Here is a 17,529-nt window from a genome sequence, read left to right on the forward strand (position 1 = left end):
ATCCGCATATCTATAATTTTTTTTGAACGAGGAACTGATGAACAGCTTAGAACAGCTGCGGCAAGCAGAACAGGCACTATTAGAAATTTTTTCTGGAATTGACACTCAGGTCAAGCATAATCTAAAACGAGTGCTGGATGCCTTTCGTAATCACCGTGTAGGCGCACACCACTTTGCTGGTGTGAGTGGCTATGGTCACGATGATTTGGGACGAGAAACTTTAGATAAAGTTTTTGCCGAAGTTATGGGTTCCCAAGCTGCGGCTGTGCGAGTGCAGTTTGTTTCGGGAACCCATGCGATCGCCTGTGCTTTGTTTGGTGTACTCCGTCCTGGAGATGAAATGTTAGCAGTAGTCGGTTCTCCCTACGATACGCTTGAAGAAGTCATTGGTTTACGGGGTGAAGGTCAAGGCTCCCTTATCGAGTTTGGCATAAATTACCGCCAATTGGAGCTAACGCCCGAAGGAACTATAGATTGGCAAGCTTTAAGTAGTAGTGTGGCTGAAAACACTCGTTTAGTGTTAATTCAGCGTTCTTGTGGCTATTCTTGGCGTCCTAGTTTATCAATTGCCGATATTGAAAAAATCGCCCATTTAGTCAAACAGAAAAACCCGAACACCGTTTGCTTTGTAGATAATTGCTACGGCGAATTTATTGAAACCAGGGAACCTACAGCGGTAGGTGCTGATTTAATCGCAGGGTCATTGATTAAAAATCCTGGTGGTACCATCGTCAGCGCTGGCGGTTATGTCGCCGGTCGCGCCGACTTAGTGGAAGCAGCCGCCTGTCGCCTCACTGCTCCTGGTATCGGTAGTTATGGCGGTGCTACTTTTGACCAAAATCGCCTGCTGTTCCAAGGCTTATTTCTGGCTCCGCAAATGGTCGGAGAGGCGATGAAAGGGACTTACTTAACTGGTTATGTATTTGACAAACTCGGTTATCCAGTGAATCCTGCACCCCTGGCTCCCCGTGGGGATGTAATTCAAGCAATTAAACTCGGTTCTGCCGAAAAGCTAATTGCCTTCTGTAAAGCCATACAACAGCATTCTCCTATAGGTTCCTACTTAGACCCTGTTCCAGATGAAATGCCGGGATATGAGAGCCAGGTAGTCATGGCTGGGGGCACATTTATTGAAGGGAGTACCTTGGAATTATCAGCAGATGGGCCAATGCGATCGCCCTATGTGGTTTATTGCCAGGGGGGGACTCATTGGACTCATGTGGCGATCGCATTAGAGGCTGCGATTAATGCAGTAGGAAGTGCTGACTAAATATTATAGCACATATTCCGTAGCGCATGAGGTTTATTGATAAATTAGTGAAAGGTGATCGCATTTGTTATTTCGGCGATCTCATGCATCGCTTTACTAGGCTAGATAGCGAGTCAAAGTAAGCCTTGCGATCGCTTGACATTTTGTGCAATTGTTTCTCAGCTGCAAAGCACAGTAAAAAGGGGAACAACACTTTTGTTCCCCTGCGAAGGCTCTATATTCCATGTAATTGAAAACGGCTAGAAATTTTTAGCGATCGCAAAATTTCAGATAACTGCAAACAAATTAGTTTTCATCTCGCCCGTGAACTTGAGCGGGTGGGCTGGTTGCCTCAACAGCAGTGAATGATTCTAAAATTTTATAGGTGTGGCTGGCTCCTTTTGGTACTACCCAAGAACTCCCAGGCTCCAGCAAAATCGTTTGCCCTTCAATATGCAATTCTGCACGACCAGTGATTACATAACCAACAGTTTCATATTCTCGCGCTGCTGGCTCTTTAGCTTCATTCGGTTGCTCATTCTCCCACAGGCGCATAGAAATGGTTTTGCCAGATGCAAGATATTTCTGACCAAGTTGACCTTTAGGGGAATGGGTAGAGTCTACTTTGATAACGGTTTTATCAGATGTATCAGACATATTTTTTGCCTCTTTTAGTTTTAAACTTTGATTATTTTACCAGTATGAACTGCTTGGTAAATTAGCTGCATTAGCCTGACACTGAACTTGTAGCTATGTAGGCGTTGAAAAAATGCAAATCACAACCACAAATTGCCGTGTAAGTAATTTTTAAAATGGCATCACGCGAGTTAATAATTTTTGGTTAGGTAACTGTTTCTATTTACACATTGTTTGCTCCATAACAGCAAACTTTTCATAATTATTTAGTCATTAATTATGATTTAGGCTGGTTAATATCAAGATAAATACTCAATTTATCCTAATACTGAGACGCAATAATTATCACGTCTCAGTAACTACTCAAATTCAACAATTTACGAGTCAAAAATTTAGACTCAAAATTTGCTACAAGTCTAGCTTCTCTATCTCAGTTTTTTGCTAGAAGGATTTTGGTAATAACCTTCTTTCTCTCCAGTCAATGGCTCAACTGTTTTTTCAACTTTATTTTCTGTAGACTTAAGAAACTCTTTTGTAGCTCTAGGAGTTTTTTCATCCAAGTTTAGCTTTTCACGGATATTATCAGCAGCCTTTTGTAATGGATTTTGAGAATTTTTTGTTTGGTTCTCGTTTCTAATTTCACCTTGCTCATTTGGGATTACTTTATAATAAGTACCCTCTGGAGTTTCAACATCAGCTTGTGCTATGTTAGGGTAGCTAAAAGCCTGACCCAATAAAAACATAAATCCTACTAGAAAAACTACAAGGATTTGGGAGATCCGAATATTCCGTAGCCATGAAATTACTCGATTCATAAAAAGCCTCAATTACATTATGTTAGGTGGACAATTTAAAACGCTGAATGACTATTTAACCATTCAGGGTTTAAGAACAACTTTGATCCAGTTATTCTTTTTTTGTTGAAAAATATGGTAGCCGTGGGGTGCTTCCTCTAAAAGCAATTGATGGGTAACAACCAAGGATAGATCAAGTTTTCCATCCCAAATCATCTGCAATCAAAAATATATATATTTTTGATATATTTTTGTCCATGCATTTGTCCCATCCTAAAGGTTAATCCCTTATTGAAGGCTGCACCAAATGGTATTTTATCAACAAAAGCACCATAAACACCCATAATTGAAAAAGTCCCGCCTTTACCACAGTCCACCATTATTTTCCGTAGAACGTGGGGACGGTCGGTTTCCAATCTGAGCTTTTGTTTTGTCTGGTCGTAGAAGTCTTCTAAACCAACGGCATCGATGCAAGCATCGGGGCCACGGCCACCTGTCGTCTTTTTCAACGTTTCGCCAGCATTAACTTTTTTGTAGTTAATCACTTTTGCTTTGGCAAACTTTTTCGCCATTTCTAGACGTTGGGGAAAGCGATCGCTATTGATCGCTTTTTCGACTCCGATGATGTAGGCACTAATCATCTGCCGTCATTCATTGGGCAAAAACTACTTGCGTCCACTTGTTTGACCTTCGGTGGTGGCAATTTCGCCTGCTTCCATCAGCATCTTGAAGCGACCCAATTCATCACCAATTTGCTGTTTTGGTTCCTCACCAAAAAGTTTAGCTACTGTAGCTCCCAATGCTCCACCTGGTGGGTTATACTCTAAAACAACCTTCACTTCCGTGCCGCGATCTAATACTTCTTTGAAGCGGACAAAACCAGAATTATCAACATCGGCACCTTCTACAGAAGCCCAAGAAATAAATTCATTTTCCCGGTCTTCGAGAATTTCTGCATCCCATTCCACACTGTTACCCAAAGGCGCATTCGCAACCCAATGAGAACGTTTTTTGTCATGCACCTTGACAGATTTGAGATGCTTCATAAATGTAGGCAAATTCTCAAAGTTGTGCCAATAGCGATACAGTTCATCTGCTGGTTTATTGATCGTTACCGTCTTTTCAATTTTGATGGGTTGGTTTATACCTATTGCTTCCTGTGCTTGCTGAATTGTGCTTTGTTTCGTTGCACCTTGATAGATTAAACCGCCACCGGCTAAAGCCGTCAGTACCCCCCGCAATGAACCTTGCTTTAAACCCATCAGCACCATAGCACTGCCACCGAGAAGAGATCCCCAACGCTCTACTTCACTAGCTTCAGGCTGGTTTGTACTTGGTTTATCCCCTGAGGTCGAAGTCACTTTTTTATCTCCATTACAGTAAATTAACTATAGAGGTGGAAATACTCTCTTCTTTTTACCTCTATGTTCTTATCTACGAGACGCTATGCGAATCGGCAAGCCCTACGGGTTCCCCAGTTCCTTTATACTGCGAAACCCGTCTACCGGACTGGCTCACCGCTTTGTGTCTACGTTCAAAAAACCTTACATTGACACAGCAGCCCCTGTAGTTGGCTTAGGAGGCTGAATTTGATCGGTTATCCGCGCCCGATATAGTTCTACCAATTGCTGTTCGTATTTCGATAAATCTTGGTAAATTTCTTTGAAAATAGCAGTTGCTACTGGGTCGGTGTACATTGCACACAAATTGCCAATATCGCCGATACCAGTCTGCACATCTCCCAAAGCAGAACGTAACTGATATATGTCATCACTTCCTGTCAAGGCAGTTTTCACCTTGGCATACTGATTGGCAATATTTGCCCCTAAAGAGGGTTTTTCACCTAATCGTTGAAGATAGGTTTCCAGCTTTTTAATGTGGCGCTGTTTACTAGCAATGACTTCTTGAAAGACTGATTTTACTTGGCTATCTGATTCCTTTTCCAAGTAGTTCTCAAATGTTTCTAACGAATAACGTTCGCCAGTAAGGGCAGTATTTAAACCTTTGCTGATATCACCTTTAGTTGAGCCACCCCAAGCATCAGCCAGCTTCCACCATTCAGCACTTGTGTCTTTCTCATTAGGTAATGCAGCATCTTTGCCACCATAACCCAAACGGCTTAAAATAGCTGTGGTGAAAATTGGCAAGTCTCCGGGTTCACGAGATGTAATCAAATTCCCGTCAACTACCACCGACTCATCTAGATAATTTGCGCCAGCGTTAATGATGTCCTTGGCAATAGCGCTAAAGCCAGTAACTTGCTTACCTTTGAGCAAGTCGCCTTCAATCAAAACTTGTGGACCGTGGCAAACCGCAGCTACCAATTTTCCTTGTTGGATAGCTTCTTGTACAAAGCGGACTGTGTTAGGGTTGCGCCGCATTTTATCGGGAGCCATCCCACCAGGAATCACCACTGCATCGTATTCGGCTGCGATCGCTTCTGTGGTAGTACCATCAGCTTGGATGCTAAGTTTGCCCTGTTTACCCAAATATTTTTCATTCATTCGGGAACCGAGGACTATTACCTCCATTCCTGCTTGTTTTAGTCCATTATAAGGAACTGTAAATTCTGCATCCTCTACTGCTTGTTCAATGAGGATGGCAACTTTTTTATTAGCGGAATAATTGTTATGGTCAGTCATAGATGGTGTTCCTTGCTTATTTCTAGTATTTAACTAACTACAATGTTCATCAATTAGGACAATTAAACATCCAATATTTTTCTCGGAAATAAATTTGCCGCTAATTACTGTGCTTCGTCACCTGCTATCTGTTCTTTAAGGGTTTATAGTATGGCACGATTAGCAGATTTTGCCTTTTCACGATTATCCAATTGGGCAAGGCTTTATATATCTGTAATCAACTCGTCGGATTTCACTGTCTACCTCCGCTGATCAAAATTATTGAATGTCTTCTCGTTTAGCATTCAGGGAGTTAAAAGTATGAAGACTAAATTAAAATGGCTCAACTTGAATTTTATTTTCCCTCTAAATAATAAAAAAATAGTTATGAGTGAGAAGTTGGCTCATGAATAATTTCGGTTTGATAACCCCTAACTCATAACTAAAAAGTTCAACTACAAGTTGTTTAACGATGATTTCATATTTCCAATCGTATGGTGCGATCGCTAGTTTAGCTTCGTTCCAAGGGGATAGATTATTTTATTTCTAAAGCTATACATCTCTAGTAATACAAATTATTGACAGGAAAGCGTTATTGTGAGAATGCAGAAAATGGCTAGCATCATGGCAGAAAAAAATCATAATGACGAAATTAAAACCAATGATTTGCCGCAGGAAATTACCGAATCCTATGGCACTGGTGTGAAAGACTTGCCCGGATACAATATTGGCGGGCGCTCCATACAGGACGAAAGGCGCGAGTATACAGAAACTAGTCCTGAACTTACTGGTGGCGATGTTGATGCTTATTGGCAAGATGCAGATGCAGTTGGGGATGAAGCTGTTGGTGGTAGTACTTCCACGCCTGATAAAAATGTAACTGAGGAGCTAGCAGCAGCCGTAGGGCTAGAAATGGCTGATTCTGAGTTTCTGCATACCAACGATATTTTAGAAGACCGCGACGGCGATCGCTGGGAGTTAGATCCAAAGTCTTCTGAAGATTATCTAGATCGGCGAGAATAAGCTCTATAAAAGTAGAAGCCGTATTCCTACTGTATATTCACAAATTGGATGTCGCTGAATTGGACAGTGCTTTTATAAGCACTGTCACAATAAAACTAACATCTATCTACCGACATACCTGGTGAAAATCTCTCAATTTTGTAGCATTCCAATTGTCAACTCTTCACCTTGCTTAAGACAAGCATTATTTTGGCTTTTCTAGAGTATTTATCTAACTACAATGCTTTTAATGCAGGACTACAGCCCGATTTATGTTCTCTTTATAATTGCTATTCTTTATGATTCCAATACATCTGTCTTCAGTAGGTTAAAAGTGCAGATGTACATTTGATAACCTTGTTATTAACACTGATGAATTACAATTGGAGTTAATAATGACATCTACCCAAACAGGCGATCCAACTATTCGTGAGCATGTTCAAGCTTGGCAACAGTTGGGTGTGGATCAACAACTGGCTTTGTTTTGGTTTGTTTACAAAGAAATGGGTGGCTCAATTACGCCAGCTGCACCTGGTGCCAGCACTGCTTCCCCAGAAATTGCCGAAGGTTTGTTTAATCAAGTTAAGGAGTTATCTCACGAACAACAATTACAAGTCCAGCGTGACTTGATTAATAAAGTGGATACCGAAATTTCTCGTCAATATGGCTCTTTGGGTGATACCACGAAGCTACTGTTTTGGTATCGATTATCTCAAGGTATGGATAATGGTACTATCATTCCCGTACCTTCTGATTATGAACTTCCCCCAGAATCTAAACCGTTGTTTGGCAAAATTCAAGGATTAGAGTTTGAGCAACAGATTACTGTTTTCCGTGATTATGTTTCGCCAATGGGTGCCGAAGCAGCAAAGGCTGGAATTTAGAACTTTGAAACTTTTTTGGCTACTTGAGGCTACTTTTTTAGTCCCCGGATGATGATGGCTGTTATACCAAGCTCATTCGGTTGTGGTAGTGAAATCTAAATATATGTAGGGGAGCCAGCCGTATGGGCGGGTTTCCCCACTTGAACGGACTGGCGTTGTGTGATCGCCGAGAGTACTGTACTTAAAATCCGAAGTCGTGCGTTAGCCTTTGGCGTAACGCAACGCCAGTTGCTACAAATGTTTAATTTCTAAATTTTACTTCTGAATCCTATACAGACGCTAACCGTGTCTCCTAAATTCTAAATTATATTGTAAATCACTGTTTGATAACGACCCAGAGCTATCAAAGGAAAGTATTGCTGATACATATGATATTTGAGATAAAAATGGCAGGGGAAGCCAGTACCTGTAAAGTCCGCCTCAAACCAAGTACCATCGGGCTTTTGAGTTGCCATTAGGTAGCCAATTCCTCGCTCAATGGCCTCAAGAGCTAATTTACCAGTTGCTTCACCTGCTGCCAAGAGACCAATTAAAGCCCAAGCAGTTTGAGATGCAGTACTATTTCCTTTTCCTTTGAGACTGGGATCATCATAGCTACGGCAAGTCTCACCCCAACCACCATCTAGGTTTTGACATCCAACTAACCAAGCTGCTCCCCGTTCTATACTGAGTTTATGCCTTTGAGGGTCAATCAAGGCCAAGGCTGATAAAATGCCACTGGTACCGTAGATATAATTTACACCCCAACGACCAAACCAACAGCCTTCGGTTTCTTGTTCGCGCAGAAGATAACTAAGCGATCGCTCTAAATTATAACTATCAATTGACAGGTTACAAGCACCAAGCATTTCTACGACTCTAGCCGTAACATCTGCGGTGTTTGGATCAATCATCGCTTTCAAGTCGCCATAGGGGATGGAATTGAGCCAATTTTGGTCGTTGTCCAAATCAAAAGCAGCCCACCCACCTGGTTTACATTGCATAGATGCAATCCAATTTAGGGCACGAGCGATCGCAGCCTGCTTGATTTCTTCATTAGGCAGTTTCGCTATATGTAGTGCCATCACCACAACAGCCGAGTCGTCTACATCAGGATAAAAACGATTCTCAAACTCAAAAGCCCAAGCCCCTGGTTTTCCCTGGCGATTTTTGACAGCCCAATCTCCGTAATCCAAAATTTGTTTTTGCAATAACCATTCTCCAGCCTTTACCACAGCCGGATGATCTGGTGCAAAGCCAGATTCTACTAAGGCACGCATCGCCCAAGCGGTATCCCAGACGGGTGAAATACAGGGCTGTACCCGGTAGCTATCCTTTGTTTCAATCGCAAAGTTATCAATTGCTTGCAAACCTCGTTCCACAATCGGGTCGTTTGGGTGATAATCCAGACACCGCAAAGCTAACATTGAATTCAGCATCGCCGGAATAATGCCGCCCCAGTCGCCTGTAGCTTCTTGCCGCTCTAAAATCCACTTTTCGGCAGCTTTGATGCCTTCTTGGCGCAAGGGTACTAAATTCAGGCGTTCTGCCAACTTGAACCCATGATCAAGGGTGAGGAATAAATCTGTCCAATCGCCACTCTGGGGTAATTCCCACCGGACTTGATCAACGCCTTCAGCGTATAGCTGATCTAGGTTAATAGCTGAGTCGGTGAGAAAAACAGGTTTGCGATCGCATACAATCAGTAATGGTACTGTACTGGAACGTGCCCAGCTAGACATCTCATAGATATTGACGGGGAAAGCCTTTGGTAACAGCATCACCCAAGCTGGTAACGAGGGAATACCGCGCCAGTCGTAACAGCCAATCAAGGCTAGGTGCAACTTGGTAAAAATCCGAGTTTTGCTGATCCCACCCCGTTGGAGAATAAAGGCTTGCGCCCGAATCATCACCGGATCGGTTGCTGGTACACCTAGCAGCCTTAATGCCATGTAGGCTTCAACCGAGGTGCTAAGTTCTCCGCCATCACCGTAGTAAAGTTCCCAGCCGCCATACTGCCTTTGCTGTTGACGTAAGTAGGCTTCAACTTTGTGTAAGGGTCTTGCTTCGTCTGTTCCCCAAATTTTATGGAGGAGGACGACTTCAGCAGTGATGGTGACATTAGATTCTAGCTCTGCCCACCAATAACCTGCCGGATTTTGAATCGAAAGCAAATATTGTTGACTGGCTGCGATCGCTTCTGCAACTTGATTGACTTTTACCCTGTCTTGTGTACGCATCAAATACTATTTAACCTCAACACCCAACACTAGTTATGAACACGGCAATACGATGAAAAAATTTTTATCCTCTATTCAGTAGACATAGTATTCTGTCTGAGTTACTGAGAATTTGCAATAGCTTATGGGTGTAATTGTATTAGGATTGATGCTGTTATCCTTGACAATTTGGTTGGGATTACTATGTTTTTGGGGACAATTTTGGCGGACAGACCAGCAATTAGAGGTTACAGAAACTCAGCTACAGTCGTTACCTATGGTTTGTGCGGTGGTTCCAGCCCGTAACGAAGCCCAATTACTACCATCCACACTGCGATCGCTCCTACTCCAAGATTATCCTGGTTCTTTAAAGGTGTTTTTGGTAGATGATCGCAGCACAGATGGGACAGCAAATTTTGCCGAAGGGGTTGCACACACTCTCGGTAAACCTGAGCAATTGCATATTATCTCTGGCGAATCACTGCCTCCTGGTTGGTCAGGCAAACTTTGGGCAGTTGAGCAAGGTATAAAAAGCGCGAGTTTATTTGCACCTGACTATTTTTTGCTGACGGACGCAGATATCGAACATGATCCTGGTAATCTCCGCCGACTGGTTGCCAAAGCTGTCCAAGATGATTTAGACCTGGTTTCAGTAATGGTGCGACTCAGGTGTGAAAGCTTTTGGGAAAAACTTTTGATTCCAGCTTTCGTCTTTTTCTTCCAAAAACTCTATCCCTTCCGCTGGGTTAATAATCCAAACAATCCCACAGCCGCAGCTGCTGGGGGATCTATTCTGATCGCCCGTGAAGCTTTAGAGCGAATCGGTGGTATTCAAGTGATTCGCCAAGCTTTAATTGACGATTGCGCCCTTGCTAACGCCGTTAAACAGATTGGAAGACAAAGTAATTCTTTCTCCCCTGCCTCCCCCGGTCGGATCTGGCTAGGATTGAGTACATTGACTCAGAGTGTGCGTCCTTATAACTCGCTGGCGACGATTTGGGATATGGTTGCCCGTAGTGCCTATACCCAACTGAATTATTCTCCATTACTACTATTGGGAACTTTAGTAGGAATGCCTCTGATTTATCTAGTTCCACCTATGTGTATAATTCTGGGTGCAGTTTGGGGCAATTGGGCGATCGCACTTACAGGTTTATTAGGATGGTTTTTAATGACCTTGGCTTACTACCCGACAATCCGCTTTTATAAATGTTCTCCCTGGTTAGCATTGAGCTTACCTGCGATCGCTTTTCTCTATACCTTGATGACTCTAGATTCAGCACTTCGTCACTGGCAAGGGCGCGGCGGTGCTTGGAAAGGAAGAGTTTATCCTGTAAAATTAAAGTAAGCCGAAAGTAGTTGATAAAAAGAGTTATGAGAGGCGAAGCACCAACAATTGATCCTGTTATTGTCCCCAAAAAGCTGCCTTTTTTGGAGTCAAGTTGTTGGCAGACAGTCGATGTCTATCGGTTTACTCCAGAACAAATGTTGAGTCGCTACGAGCGTGGTTGGCAATATCGTAACCTATTTAATAATCTTCAGAATGAAGAACTTAATTTCCTTAAGCAACTCGCCAGACGCTATAAATCTTGGTTGCAAGTTTCTTTATGACCTTCAGGTTTGAACAGCATAATTAAATTCTCACAGTTCTTGAATGCTTAAATTCTGACATACTTAGAAAGGGTTCTGCTTACTTACGTGGCGGAACCCTTATTGCATTTGAGTTTGATGAATATCGCTGGAGTAAAGACGTAGATTTTATCGCTTCTATTGGTACGGAAGGCTACAAATACCTGCGTACAGTGGTATTTGATGGTGGGCATGAAGCATTATTTAGTGATTTAAGTAAAATCAAAATTGGACGTAACACAACTGACCAATATGGAATTCGGATGATCGTTTTTGTGGATGATATGCCGATTAAAACGGAAATTATTGCCGAACCTCGTTTTCAACTAGACCTACCAAGATATCTAAAGTGGTCACCCGTTCCCTGCTTAAGCTTCAATGACTGTTTTACCTCTAAGTTGCTGTCGAATTCTGATCGTTACGCAGATGACAGCGTTGAGGCAAGAGATTTAATTGATCTAGCAATTCTCAGGCTGCAATTTCCAATCCCTCAAGCATCAATTGAGAAAGCTGAAAAAGCCTATGAGGTTATGCGCCCTTTAAAAAGAGCGGTCGAACGCTTTCAAAGAAGACCGGATTACAGGGAGAAATGCTTTCTTGGTCTGCAAGTTGATCAAACCCAGATACCCAAAATTATTGACGGTATTGATTTACTCTCTACAGATATAGGTTTATCTTATACTTCAAGGGCTTTTCGAGAACAACATGATATCTTTGCTGATTTAGAAACACAAATTAAAAAACTAGAAGATTCTTAAACAACTAGCGATCGCCCATACCCCTAAATCCTTGAGGCTGTTTGTTTAGTACTCGCGGGTTCAACAGGCAATGGTTGAGCGGCTTTCAACACCGCATCTAGCAACCCCGGAAACAGCATCTCTAAATCTTCACGCCGCAGAATGTTAATGTGATGTGTCCCTTCTTTACGTGTAAAGACTATCCCAGACTCCCGCAAAATCTTAAAATGATTCGACATAGTAGACTTAGCGATCGCAAAATCAAACTTTGCACAGCATTGCTCCCCCTCAGTCGCCAGCAGTCGCACAATCTCTAGCCGCACTGGATCGCCCAATGCATACAGCACTCCCGGTAAGGAAATATTTTTTCTATCTGGATGATAAAGAAATCTCATAGTTGCATTATCTCATCAGGTGGCATATATTTTTATTATTCGATATTATCGAATTATAGAATTAATTAGGAAGGCAATTTATGTCATCCATTACCAATGTCACAGAAGCCACATTCAAGCAAGAAGTCTTGGAAAGTGAAATTCCGGTCTTAGTGGACTTTTGGGCACCGTGGTGCGGTCCTTGCCGGATGGTGGGTCCAGTCGTCGATCAAGTTGCTGCTGAATATGAAGGACAGGTGAAATTTGTGAAGCTGAACACAGATCAAAATCCTACTGTCGCCAGCCACTATGGAATTCGCAGCATTCCGACGCTGATGGTTTTTAAAGGAGGTCGGCAGGTTGATACTGTGGTAGGGGCAGTTCCAAAAACCACCTTGAATAAGACCTTAGCACAGCATCTTTAATTTAAGTTAAGGGGAGTAGTAGGGAGTAGGGGGAATAGAGGGGAAGTTGCACTAAGCTCTCCCCCAAAGCTTCTTGTGCCCAATCAGCAATCACTCCCTACTCTCAATTCCTGAATTGTGTTTCAACTAATGGGGAAAGAGCGAAATGGACTTGAAATTGCATGGTAAATCCGCACTGGTGAGTGGCTCAACCGCAGGTATTGGTTTTGCGATCGCTCTTGGGTTAGCTCAAGAGGGTGCATCAGTAATTGTCAACGGTCGGTCTGAAGAACGAGTAGCCCAGGCGCTCGACAAGATTAAGCAAAGTACACCTGATGCGAAAGTTTCTGGTGTTGTTGCTGACGCAGGCACTGCATCAGGGGTAGAGCAACTCTTTCAAAAAGTTCCTCACGTTGATATCCTCATTAACAATGTAGGTATTTATGAGCCAAAAACGTTCTTCAATATTACTGATGAAGACTGGTTAAAGATACTTGAAGTTAACGTCCTCAGTGGAGTCCGTTTGAGTCGGCAATATCTGCAAAAGCAGCTAGAGCAAAACTGGGGGCGGATAATTTTTATCTCTAGCGAATCTGCAATTCAGATTCCAGTAGAAATGATTCACTACGGTACAACTAAAACAGCGCAGCTAGCCATTGCAAGAGGTCTAGCAGAAATCACTGTCGGCACTGGAGTCACGGTAAACTCTGTCCTACCAGGGCCAACCCGCTCAGAAGGGGTCGAGGAATTTCTCACCAAGCTGGCGCAAGAACGGGGTATTAGTCTAGCTGAAGTTGAGGCTGAGTTTTTCCAAAATGTGCGCCCAACTTCCCTAATCAAACGCTTTGCAAGTAATGAAGAAGTAGCAGCGATCGTAGTTTACCTTTCTAGTCCTGTAGCTTCAGCAACTAATGGTGCAGCTTTGCGGGTAGATGGTGGCGTTATTCGGTCGATTGTTTAGTTAATGCGCTTTGTTATAAAGCTGGGGACTGGGAGGACTAGGGGAGTGGAGTTTAAAGACTCGTCAGCAAGTCTTTAATACTCATTAACGGAGTTCAAAGACTCATTCACGAGTATTAAAGACTCGTCCGAGAGTATCAAAGACTCATTCACGGGTATTAAAGACTCATCCCCAATGCCCAATGCCCAATGCCCAATCCTCACTAATTTGGAGATACAACCAATGACTACTGATATCAACTTATTCTCTCCTTACCAATTAGGAAATCTGGAACTACCTAACCGGATAGTAATGGCTCCCTTAACCCGAAACAGGGCAGGTGAGGGAAACGTACCACACCAACTGAATGCTACCTACTACGTCCAACGTGCTTCCGCCGGATTGATTATTGCTGAAGCAACACAGGTAACTCCTGAAGGACAGGGCTATCCCGCTACACCAGGAATTTATTCACCAGAACAGGTGGAGGGATGGAAGTTAGTAACCGATGCTGTGCATCAGCATGGAGGGAGAATTTTTCTACAACTATGGCACGTAGGCAGGATTTCCCATCCTGACTTACAACCGAATGGAGCTTTACCTGTGGCACCTTCTGCGATCGCTCCTAAAGGTGAAGCCGCAACTTATCAGGGCCCAAAACCCTTTGTTACTCCCCGTGCTTTAGAAACTTCGGAAATACCGCAGATAGTAGAACAGTACCGTCAAGGAGCGGCAAATGCCTTAGCGGCTGGGTTTGATGGCGTGGAAATTCACGCAGCTAATGGTTATTTAATAGATCAATTTCTCCGCGATCGCACCAATCAGCGTACAGATAAATATGGGGGTTTCATTGAGAATCGCGCCCGATTCCTATTAGAGGTGACAGAGGCGGTAACTAGTGTGTGGGATTCTAACCGGGTTGGAGTCCGTTTATCTCCCAGTGGAGCTTATAACGATATGCATGACTCGAATCCCCTGGAGACATTCGGTTATGCGGCTCAAGCGTTGAACCAGTTTAATTTGGCATATCTGCATATTTTTGAGGCAATAGAGGCAGATATTAGACATGGCGCGATAATTGTACCTACCAGTCATATACGCGATCGCTTTACAGGTACACTCATCGTCAATGGTGGTTATACCCGTGAAAAAGGCGATGCTGTACTGGCAAACAAAGCAGCAGATTTAGTTGCTTTCGGCACATTATTTATATCAAATCCTGATTTACCCCGGCGCTTGGCTTTGAATGCACCACTAAATCAAGCAGATCAAGCAAGCTTTTATGGTGGCGATGAACACGGATATACAGACTATCCATTTTGGTCAGCTGCTAATGAGCAGGCGGTCAATGCCTAATTCTTCTCATCTGAATAATTAAAACCCAGGTTAAAATTACGGCTCATGCAACGCTTGTATGGCAAAAGCGACAGGGACAATGGCGCATTTATCCATGAACACATCTCTAATCCGGTTAACATTGCCAATTAGAGAGGAACACATTACATTGCCCTGTTCTTTAACACTCTTAATCACTCTCAGCAGAGTAAAATCCGAAACCCTCTCATAACTCAACTATTAGGAGAATCTCATGATTTCCATTACTCAAACCCAAGCTTTAGATGTACCTAGTGCGATCGCTCAACGCCGTTCCATCAAAACTTTTAAAACAGACCCCATCGCCCCAGAACTGCTCAAGCAACTGGTAGAGTTAACCGTGGCTGCACCCAGCAGCTACAATCTCCAGGACTGGCAAATTATTCTTGTGCAAGATGAAGCGCAAAAGGCAGCACTCTCAGCAGCATCTTTTAATCAACAGCAAATTGTCCAAGCACCTGTAACCTTTGTCTTTGCTGCCGATCCGAACGCAGGCGAACAAAACTTGACCCCAATTCTAAAGCAGGGAATCGAAACTGGGGCATGGAATGAAGGCACAGTAAACTACTTTAAAACCGCCGTCCCCCAATTTCAAGCATCGCTGGGCGACAAGCGACGCGAATATGCCATCAAAGATGCGATCATTGCCGCCACCCATTTGGTGTTAGCAGCAGAAAGTCTGGGATTATCCACTTGTTTTATGAACGGTTGGATTGAGGATCAGGTAAAAGAAGTGATTGGTGCTGGGGATAATCCAGATTTAGCGATCGCTGTTTTAATTCCTGTTGGCTATGCAGCCGAACCACGCTTAAATCCAGGTCGTTTGCCATTCTCCTCCAACGTCTCTGTAGAAAGAATTGGTAACCCTTATGCAGGGTAGCTTTCCCTAAATTGGGAATGCGGCATTGGGCATTGAGGATGAGTCTTTGATACTCGCCGACGAGTCTTTGATACTCGCTGACGAGTCTTTGATACTCGCTGACGAGTCTTTGATACTCGCTGACGAGTCTTTGATACTCGCTGACGAGTCTTTGATACTCGTGAATGAGTCTTTGAACTCCGTTAATGAGTCTTTAATACTCGCTGACGAGTCTTTAATACTCGTGAATGAGTCTTTAATACTCGCTGACGAGTCTTTGATACTCGTGAATGAGTCTTTGAACTCCGTTAATGAGTCTTTAATACTCGCTGACGAGTCTTTGAACTCCATTGCCGTGCTTCCCCTGCTCCCCCTGCTCCCCCTGCTCTCCCTGCCCCCTGCCCCCTGCCCCCCACCCTCTACTATGTCCTTAGCCTCCTTCTTAACGCGTCGTTCCTTTCACTATGGCTGGCTCGTCGCGGGTTTAACATTCCTAGCCTTGTTGGTGGCAGCCGGAATTCGCTCTGCTCCGGGAGTCTTTATAGTACCTCTCGAACAGGAGTTCGGCTGGAGTAGAGCTACTATATCTTTGGCAATCTCCATTAACTTAGTACTTTACGGACTAATTGGCCCTTTTGCCGCCACACTTATGGAGCGGATCGGCATTCGCTGGATGATGGTGTTCTCACTTGCTATCATTGCTCTCGGTGTCGGTTTAACCACTTTGATGTCAGCATCCTGGCAGCTAGTCTTGCTGTGGGGTGTAGTTGTGGGTTGTGGTAGCGGAGTTATCGCCCTGGTTTTGGGTGCTATTGTTGTCAATCGCTGGTTTTTTGAAAAGCGGGGTCTGGTTCTCGGCATCCTAACTGCCAGTACAGCTACCGGGCAACTGGTGTTTCTGCCCATGCTTGCCTCAATAACCGATCGCTTTGGGTGGCGAATTGCCGCTCTAGGTCTTACTGGTGCAACACTTCTAATTATTCCAGCGATCGCAGCCTTTATGCGCGATCGTCCGGCAGATGTCGGTTTGCGGGCCTTTGGCGACAACAGCGAAACGGTGGAAATCTTACAGCCGAGAGTGAACTCCATCACCTCCACCCTCAATGCCCTCTGGCTGGGAATGCGTAATCGAGACTTCTGGCTATTATTTGGTAGCTTTTTTATCTGTGGTGCTAGCACAAATGGGTTAATTGGTACTCATCTGATTCCTGCTTGTATTGACCACGGTATCCCTGAAGTCAAGGCTGCGGGTCTTTTGGCAGTCATGGGACTATTCGATTTTTTTGGAACTACTATGTCCGGTTGGCTATCTGACCGCTGGAACAATCGCTACTTATTGTGCTGGTACTACGGACTGCGGGGTTTGTCTTTGATTTTCTTACCCTTCAGTTTCGACTTTTCCTTTTATGGACTTTCCATTTTCGCCGTCTTCTATGGACTTGATTGGATTGCCACTGTACCACCAACGGTGCGTCTTGTTGCCAACGTCTTCGGTAAAGAAAATGTCGGCGTTATGTTCGGCTGGATTATCGCAGGACATCAGCTCGGTGCAGCCACAGCAGCATTCGGAGCCGGGGTATTGAGAACCTGGACAGGTAGTTATTTACAAGCGTTTATTTTATCAGGTGTTCTCTGTTTGATTGCCGCAGTTTGTGTATTGCAAATTGGTCAAAGTCCCACTAAAGGCAATTCTCACTTATCTTCAATCACACTCAATCCTTAATATATAAATGTAACGCCTTATGTGAGTGAGAAGGGGTAGCAAAAAAGAAAGGGAAACCACAAGATAAAGGTAACGAAACCAAAGCTTGAGGTCTCCCAATGAATA

At 43.6% G+C, this 17,529-nt stretch carries 18 protein-coding genes and 1 pseudogene; 11 read left to right on the plus strand and 8 right to left on the minus strand.

Annotated elements, in window-relative coordinates; genetic code table 11:
• Positions 1-37: 37 nt before the first annotated feature.
• Entirely contained in the window at positions 38-1,270 is a 1,233-nt protein-coding gene (locus V7K21_RS06750; RefSeq protein WP_335172691.1) for a methionine gamma-lyase family protein, read from the plus strand.
• 285 nt (positions 1,271-1,555) lie between these two features.
• On the opposite strand, the gene V7K21_RS06755 is transcribed toward V7K21_RS06750, so the two are convergent.
• From V7K21_RS06755 to V7K21_RS06780, 5 genes and pseudogenes are all read right to left on the minus strand, one after another.
• Complete coding sequence (locus tag V7K21_RS06755; protein ID WP_298904577.1) at positions 1,556-1,906, minus strand: cupin domain-containing protein; 351 nt, start codon at positions 1,904-1,906, stop codon at positions 1,556-1,558.
• Between the two features lie 404 nt (positions 1,907-2,310).
• Positions 2,311-2,628, minus strand: coding sequence for a hypothetical protein (locus V7K21_RS06765; RefSeq protein ID WP_335172692.1), 318 nt, complete (start codon positions 2,626-2,628; stop codon positions 2,311-2,313).
• 135 nt (positions 2,629-2,763) lie between these two features.
• Positions 2,764-3,320: pseudogene (locus V7K21_RS06770) on the minus strand (zinc-binding dehydrogenase); the annotation flags it as partial.
• Positions 3,321-3,344: 24 nt separating this feature from the next.
• A complete protein-coding gene (locus tag V7K21_RS06775) occupies positions 3,345-4,040 on the minus strand; it encodes an SRPBCC family protein (RefSeq protein WP_335172694.1) in 696 nt (231 codons plus the stop codon).
• A 183-nt stretch (positions 4,041-4,223) separates the two neighbouring features.
• Positions 4,224-5,321 (minus strand): DJ-1/PfpI/YhbO family deglycase/protease, encoded by a 1,098-nt coding sequence (locus V7K21_RS06780; protein ID WP_335172696.1) that lies wholly within the window; start codon positions 5,319-5,321, stop codon positions 4,224-4,226.
• A gap of 603 nt (positions 5,322-5,924) precedes the next feature.
• Between V7K21_RS06780 and V7K21_RS06785 the strand changes: the two genes are divergently transcribed.
• The gene (locus tag V7K21_RS06785) at positions 5,925-6,323 is read left to right on the plus strand and encodes a DUF6335 family protein (protein ID WP_335172718.1); all 399 of its coding nucleotides are present in this window, start codon (positions 5,925-5,927) and stop codon (positions 6,321-6,323) included.
• 374 nt (positions 6,324-6,697) lie between these two features.
• The gene (locus V7K21_RS06790) at positions 6,698-7,186 is read left to right on the plus strand and encodes an orange carotenoid protein N-terminal domain-containing protein (protein ID WP_335172698.1); all 489 of its coding nucleotides are present in this window, start codon (positions 6,698-6,700) and stop codon (positions 7,184-7,186) included.
• Positions 7,187-7,485: 299 nt separating this feature from the next.
• Here the strand turns inward: V7K21_RS06790 and shc are convergent, their stop codons facing one another.
• The gene (gene shc, locus V7K21_RS06795; protein ID WP_335172720.1) at positions 7,486-9,405 is read right to left on the minus strand and encodes a squalene--hopene cyclase; all 1,920 of its coding nucleotides are present in this window, start codon (positions 9,403-9,405) and stop codon (positions 7,486-7,488) included.
• Between the two features lie 124 nt (positions 9,406-9,529).
• Here shc and V7K21_RS06800 point away from each other — a divergent pair, with 124 nt between their 5' ends.
• The 3 genes from V7K21_RS06800 (at position 9,530) to V7K21_RS06810 (ending at position 11,771) form a co-directional block, all read left to right on the plus strand.
• On the plus strand, positions 9,530-10,732 hold the full coding sequence (locus V7K21_RS06800) for a glycosyltransferase (RefSeq protein WP_335172700.1): 1,203 nt from the start codon (positions 9,530-9,532) through the stop codon (positions 10,730-10,732).
• Between the two features lie 26 nt (positions 10,733-10,758).
• Complete coding sequence (locus V7K21_RS06805) at positions 10,759-10,995, plus strand: hypothetical protein (protein ID WP_335172702.1); 237 nt, start codon at positions 10,759-10,761, stop codon at positions 10,993-10,995.
• 101 nt (positions 10,996-11,096) lie between these two features.
• Positions 11,097-11,771 (plus strand): nucleotidyl transferase AbiEii/AbiGii toxin family protein, encoded by a 675-nt coding sequence (locus V7K21_RS06810; RefSeq protein ID WP_335172723.1) that lies wholly within the window; start codon positions 11,097-11,099, stop codon positions 11,769-11,771.
• 23 nt (positions 11,772-11,794) lie between these two features.
• Here V7K21_RS06810 and V7K21_RS06815 read toward each other — a convergent pair whose 3' ends face one another.
• Positions 11,795-12,145 (minus strand): ArsR/SmtB family transcription factor, encoded by a 351-nt coding sequence (locus tag V7K21_RS06815; RefSeq protein ID WP_335172704.1) that lies wholly within the window; start codon positions 12,143-12,145, stop codon positions 11,795-11,797.
• Between the two features lie 80 nt (positions 12,146-12,225).
• Here V7K21_RS06815 and trxA point away from each other — a divergent pair, with 80 nt between their 5' ends.
• Together trxA and V7K21_RS06825 are read left to right on the plus strand one after the other, a co-directional pair.
• Positions 12,226-12,549, plus strand: a complete 324-nt coding sequence (trxA, locus tag V7K21_RS06820; protein ID WP_273767795.1) for a thioredoxin — start codon at positions 12,226-12,228, stop codon at positions 12,547-12,549.
• A 145-nt stretch (positions 12,550-12,694) separates the two neighbouring features.
• Positions 12,695-13,489 carry an SDR family NAD(P)-dependent oxidoreductase gene (locus tag V7K21_RS06825; RefSeq protein WP_335172706.1) on the plus strand — a complete coding sequence of 265 codons (795 nt, stop codon included), beginning with the start codon at positions 12,695-12,697 and terminating at the stop codon, positions 13,487-13,489.
• Positions 13,490-13,563: 74 nt separating this feature from the next.
• Here the strand turns inward: V7K21_RS06825 and V7K21_RS06830 are convergent, their stop codons facing one another.
• Positions 13,564-13,728, minus strand: a complete 165-nt coding sequence (locus V7K21_RS06830; RefSeq protein ID WP_335172708.1) for a hypothetical protein — start codon at positions 13,726-13,728, stop codon at positions 13,564-13,566.
• On the opposite strand from V7K21_RS06830, the gene V7K21_RS06835 reads away from it, so the two are divergent.
• The 3 genes from V7K21_RS06835 (at position 13,712) to V7K21_RS06845 (ending at position 17,424) form a co-directional block, all read left to right on the plus strand.
• Entirely contained in the window at positions 13,712-14,824 is a 1,113-nt protein-coding gene (locus tag V7K21_RS06835; RefSeq protein ID WP_335172710.1) for an alkene reductase, read from the plus strand. The genes V7K21_RS06830 and V7K21_RS06835 overlap by 17 nt on opposite strands.
• Positions 14,825-15,056: 232 nt before the next feature.
• Positions 15,057-15,722 carry a nitroreductase family protein gene (locus V7K21_RS06840; RefSeq protein ID WP_335172712.1) on the plus strand — a complete coding sequence of 222 codons (666 nt, stop codon included), beginning with the start codon at positions 15,057-15,059 and terminating at the stop codon, positions 15,720-15,722.
• 25 nt (positions 15,723-15,747) lie between these two features.
• Positions 15,748-17,424 carry an MFS transporter gene (locus V7K21_RS06845; protein ID WP_335172714.1) on the plus strand — a complete coding sequence of 559 codons (1,677 nt, stop codon included), beginning with the start codon at positions 15,748-15,750 and terminating at the stop codon, positions 17,422-17,424.
• Positions 17,425-17,529 lie beyond the last annotated feature (105 nt).

It is taken from the genome of Nostoc sp., from assembly GCF_036919595.1.
Lineage (GTDB): Bacteria > Cyanobacteriota > Cyanobacteriia > Cyanobacteriales > Nostocaceae > Nostoc.

Excerpts from the sequence above, each read along its gene's own strand:
- V7K21_RS06840 (WP_335172712.1), top strand. The coding sequence starts at position 15,057 with ATGATTTCCATTACTCAAACCCAAGCTTTAGATGTACCTAGTGCGATC.
- V7K21_RS06805 (WP_335172702.1), top strand. The coding sequence starts at position 10,759 with ATGAGAGGCGAAGCACCAACAATTGATCCTGTTATTGTCCCCAAAAAG.
- V7K21_RS06780 (WP_335172696.1), bottom strand. The coding sequence starts at position 5,321 with ATGACTGACCATAACAATTATTCCGCTAATAAAAAAGTTGCCATCCTC.
- V7K21_RS06785 (WP_335172718.1), top strand. The coding sequence starts at position 5,925 with ATGGCAGAAAAAAATCATAATGACGAAATTAAAACCAATGATTTGCCG.
- V7K21_RS06800 (WP_335172700.1), top strand. The coding sequence starts at position 9,530 with ATGGGTGTAATTGTATTAGGATTGATGCTGTTATCCTTGACAATTTGG.
- V7K21_RS06755 (WP_298904577.1), bottom strand. The coding sequence starts at position 1,906 with ATGTCTGATACATCTGATAAAACCGTTATCAAAGTAGACTCTACCCAT.
- V7K21_RS06835 (WP_335172710.1), top strand. The coding sequence starts at position 13,712 with ATGACTACTGATATCAACTTATTCTCTCCTTACCAATTAGGAAATCTG.
- trxA (WP_273767795.1), top strand. The coding sequence starts at position 12,226 with ATGTCATCCATTACCAATGTCACAGAAGCCACATTCAAGCAAGAAGTC.
- V7K21_RS06815 (WP_335172704.1), bottom strand. The coding sequence starts at position 12,145 with ATGAGATTTCTTTATCATCCAGATAGAAAAAATATTTCCTTACCGGGA.
- V7K21_RS06750 (WP_335172691.1), top strand. The coding sequence starts at position 38 with ATGAACAGCTTAGAACAGCTGCGGCAAGCAGAACAGGCACTATTAGAA.
- V7K21_RS06765 (WP_335172692.1), bottom strand. The coding sequence starts at position 2,628 with ATGTTTTTATTGGGTCAGGCTTTTAGCTACCCTAACATAGCACAAGCT.
- V7K21_RS06790 (WP_335172698.1), top strand. The coding sequence starts at position 6,698 with ATGACATCTACCCAAACAGGCGATCCAACTATTCGTGAGCATGTTCAA.
- V7K21_RS06825 (WP_335172706.1), top strand. The coding sequence starts at position 12,695 with ATGGACTTGAAATTGCATGGTAAATCCGCACTGGTGAGTGGCTCAACC.
- shc (WP_335172720.1), bottom strand. The coding sequence starts at position 9,405 with ATGCGTACACAAGACAGGGTAAAAGTCAATCAAGTTGCAGAAGCGATC.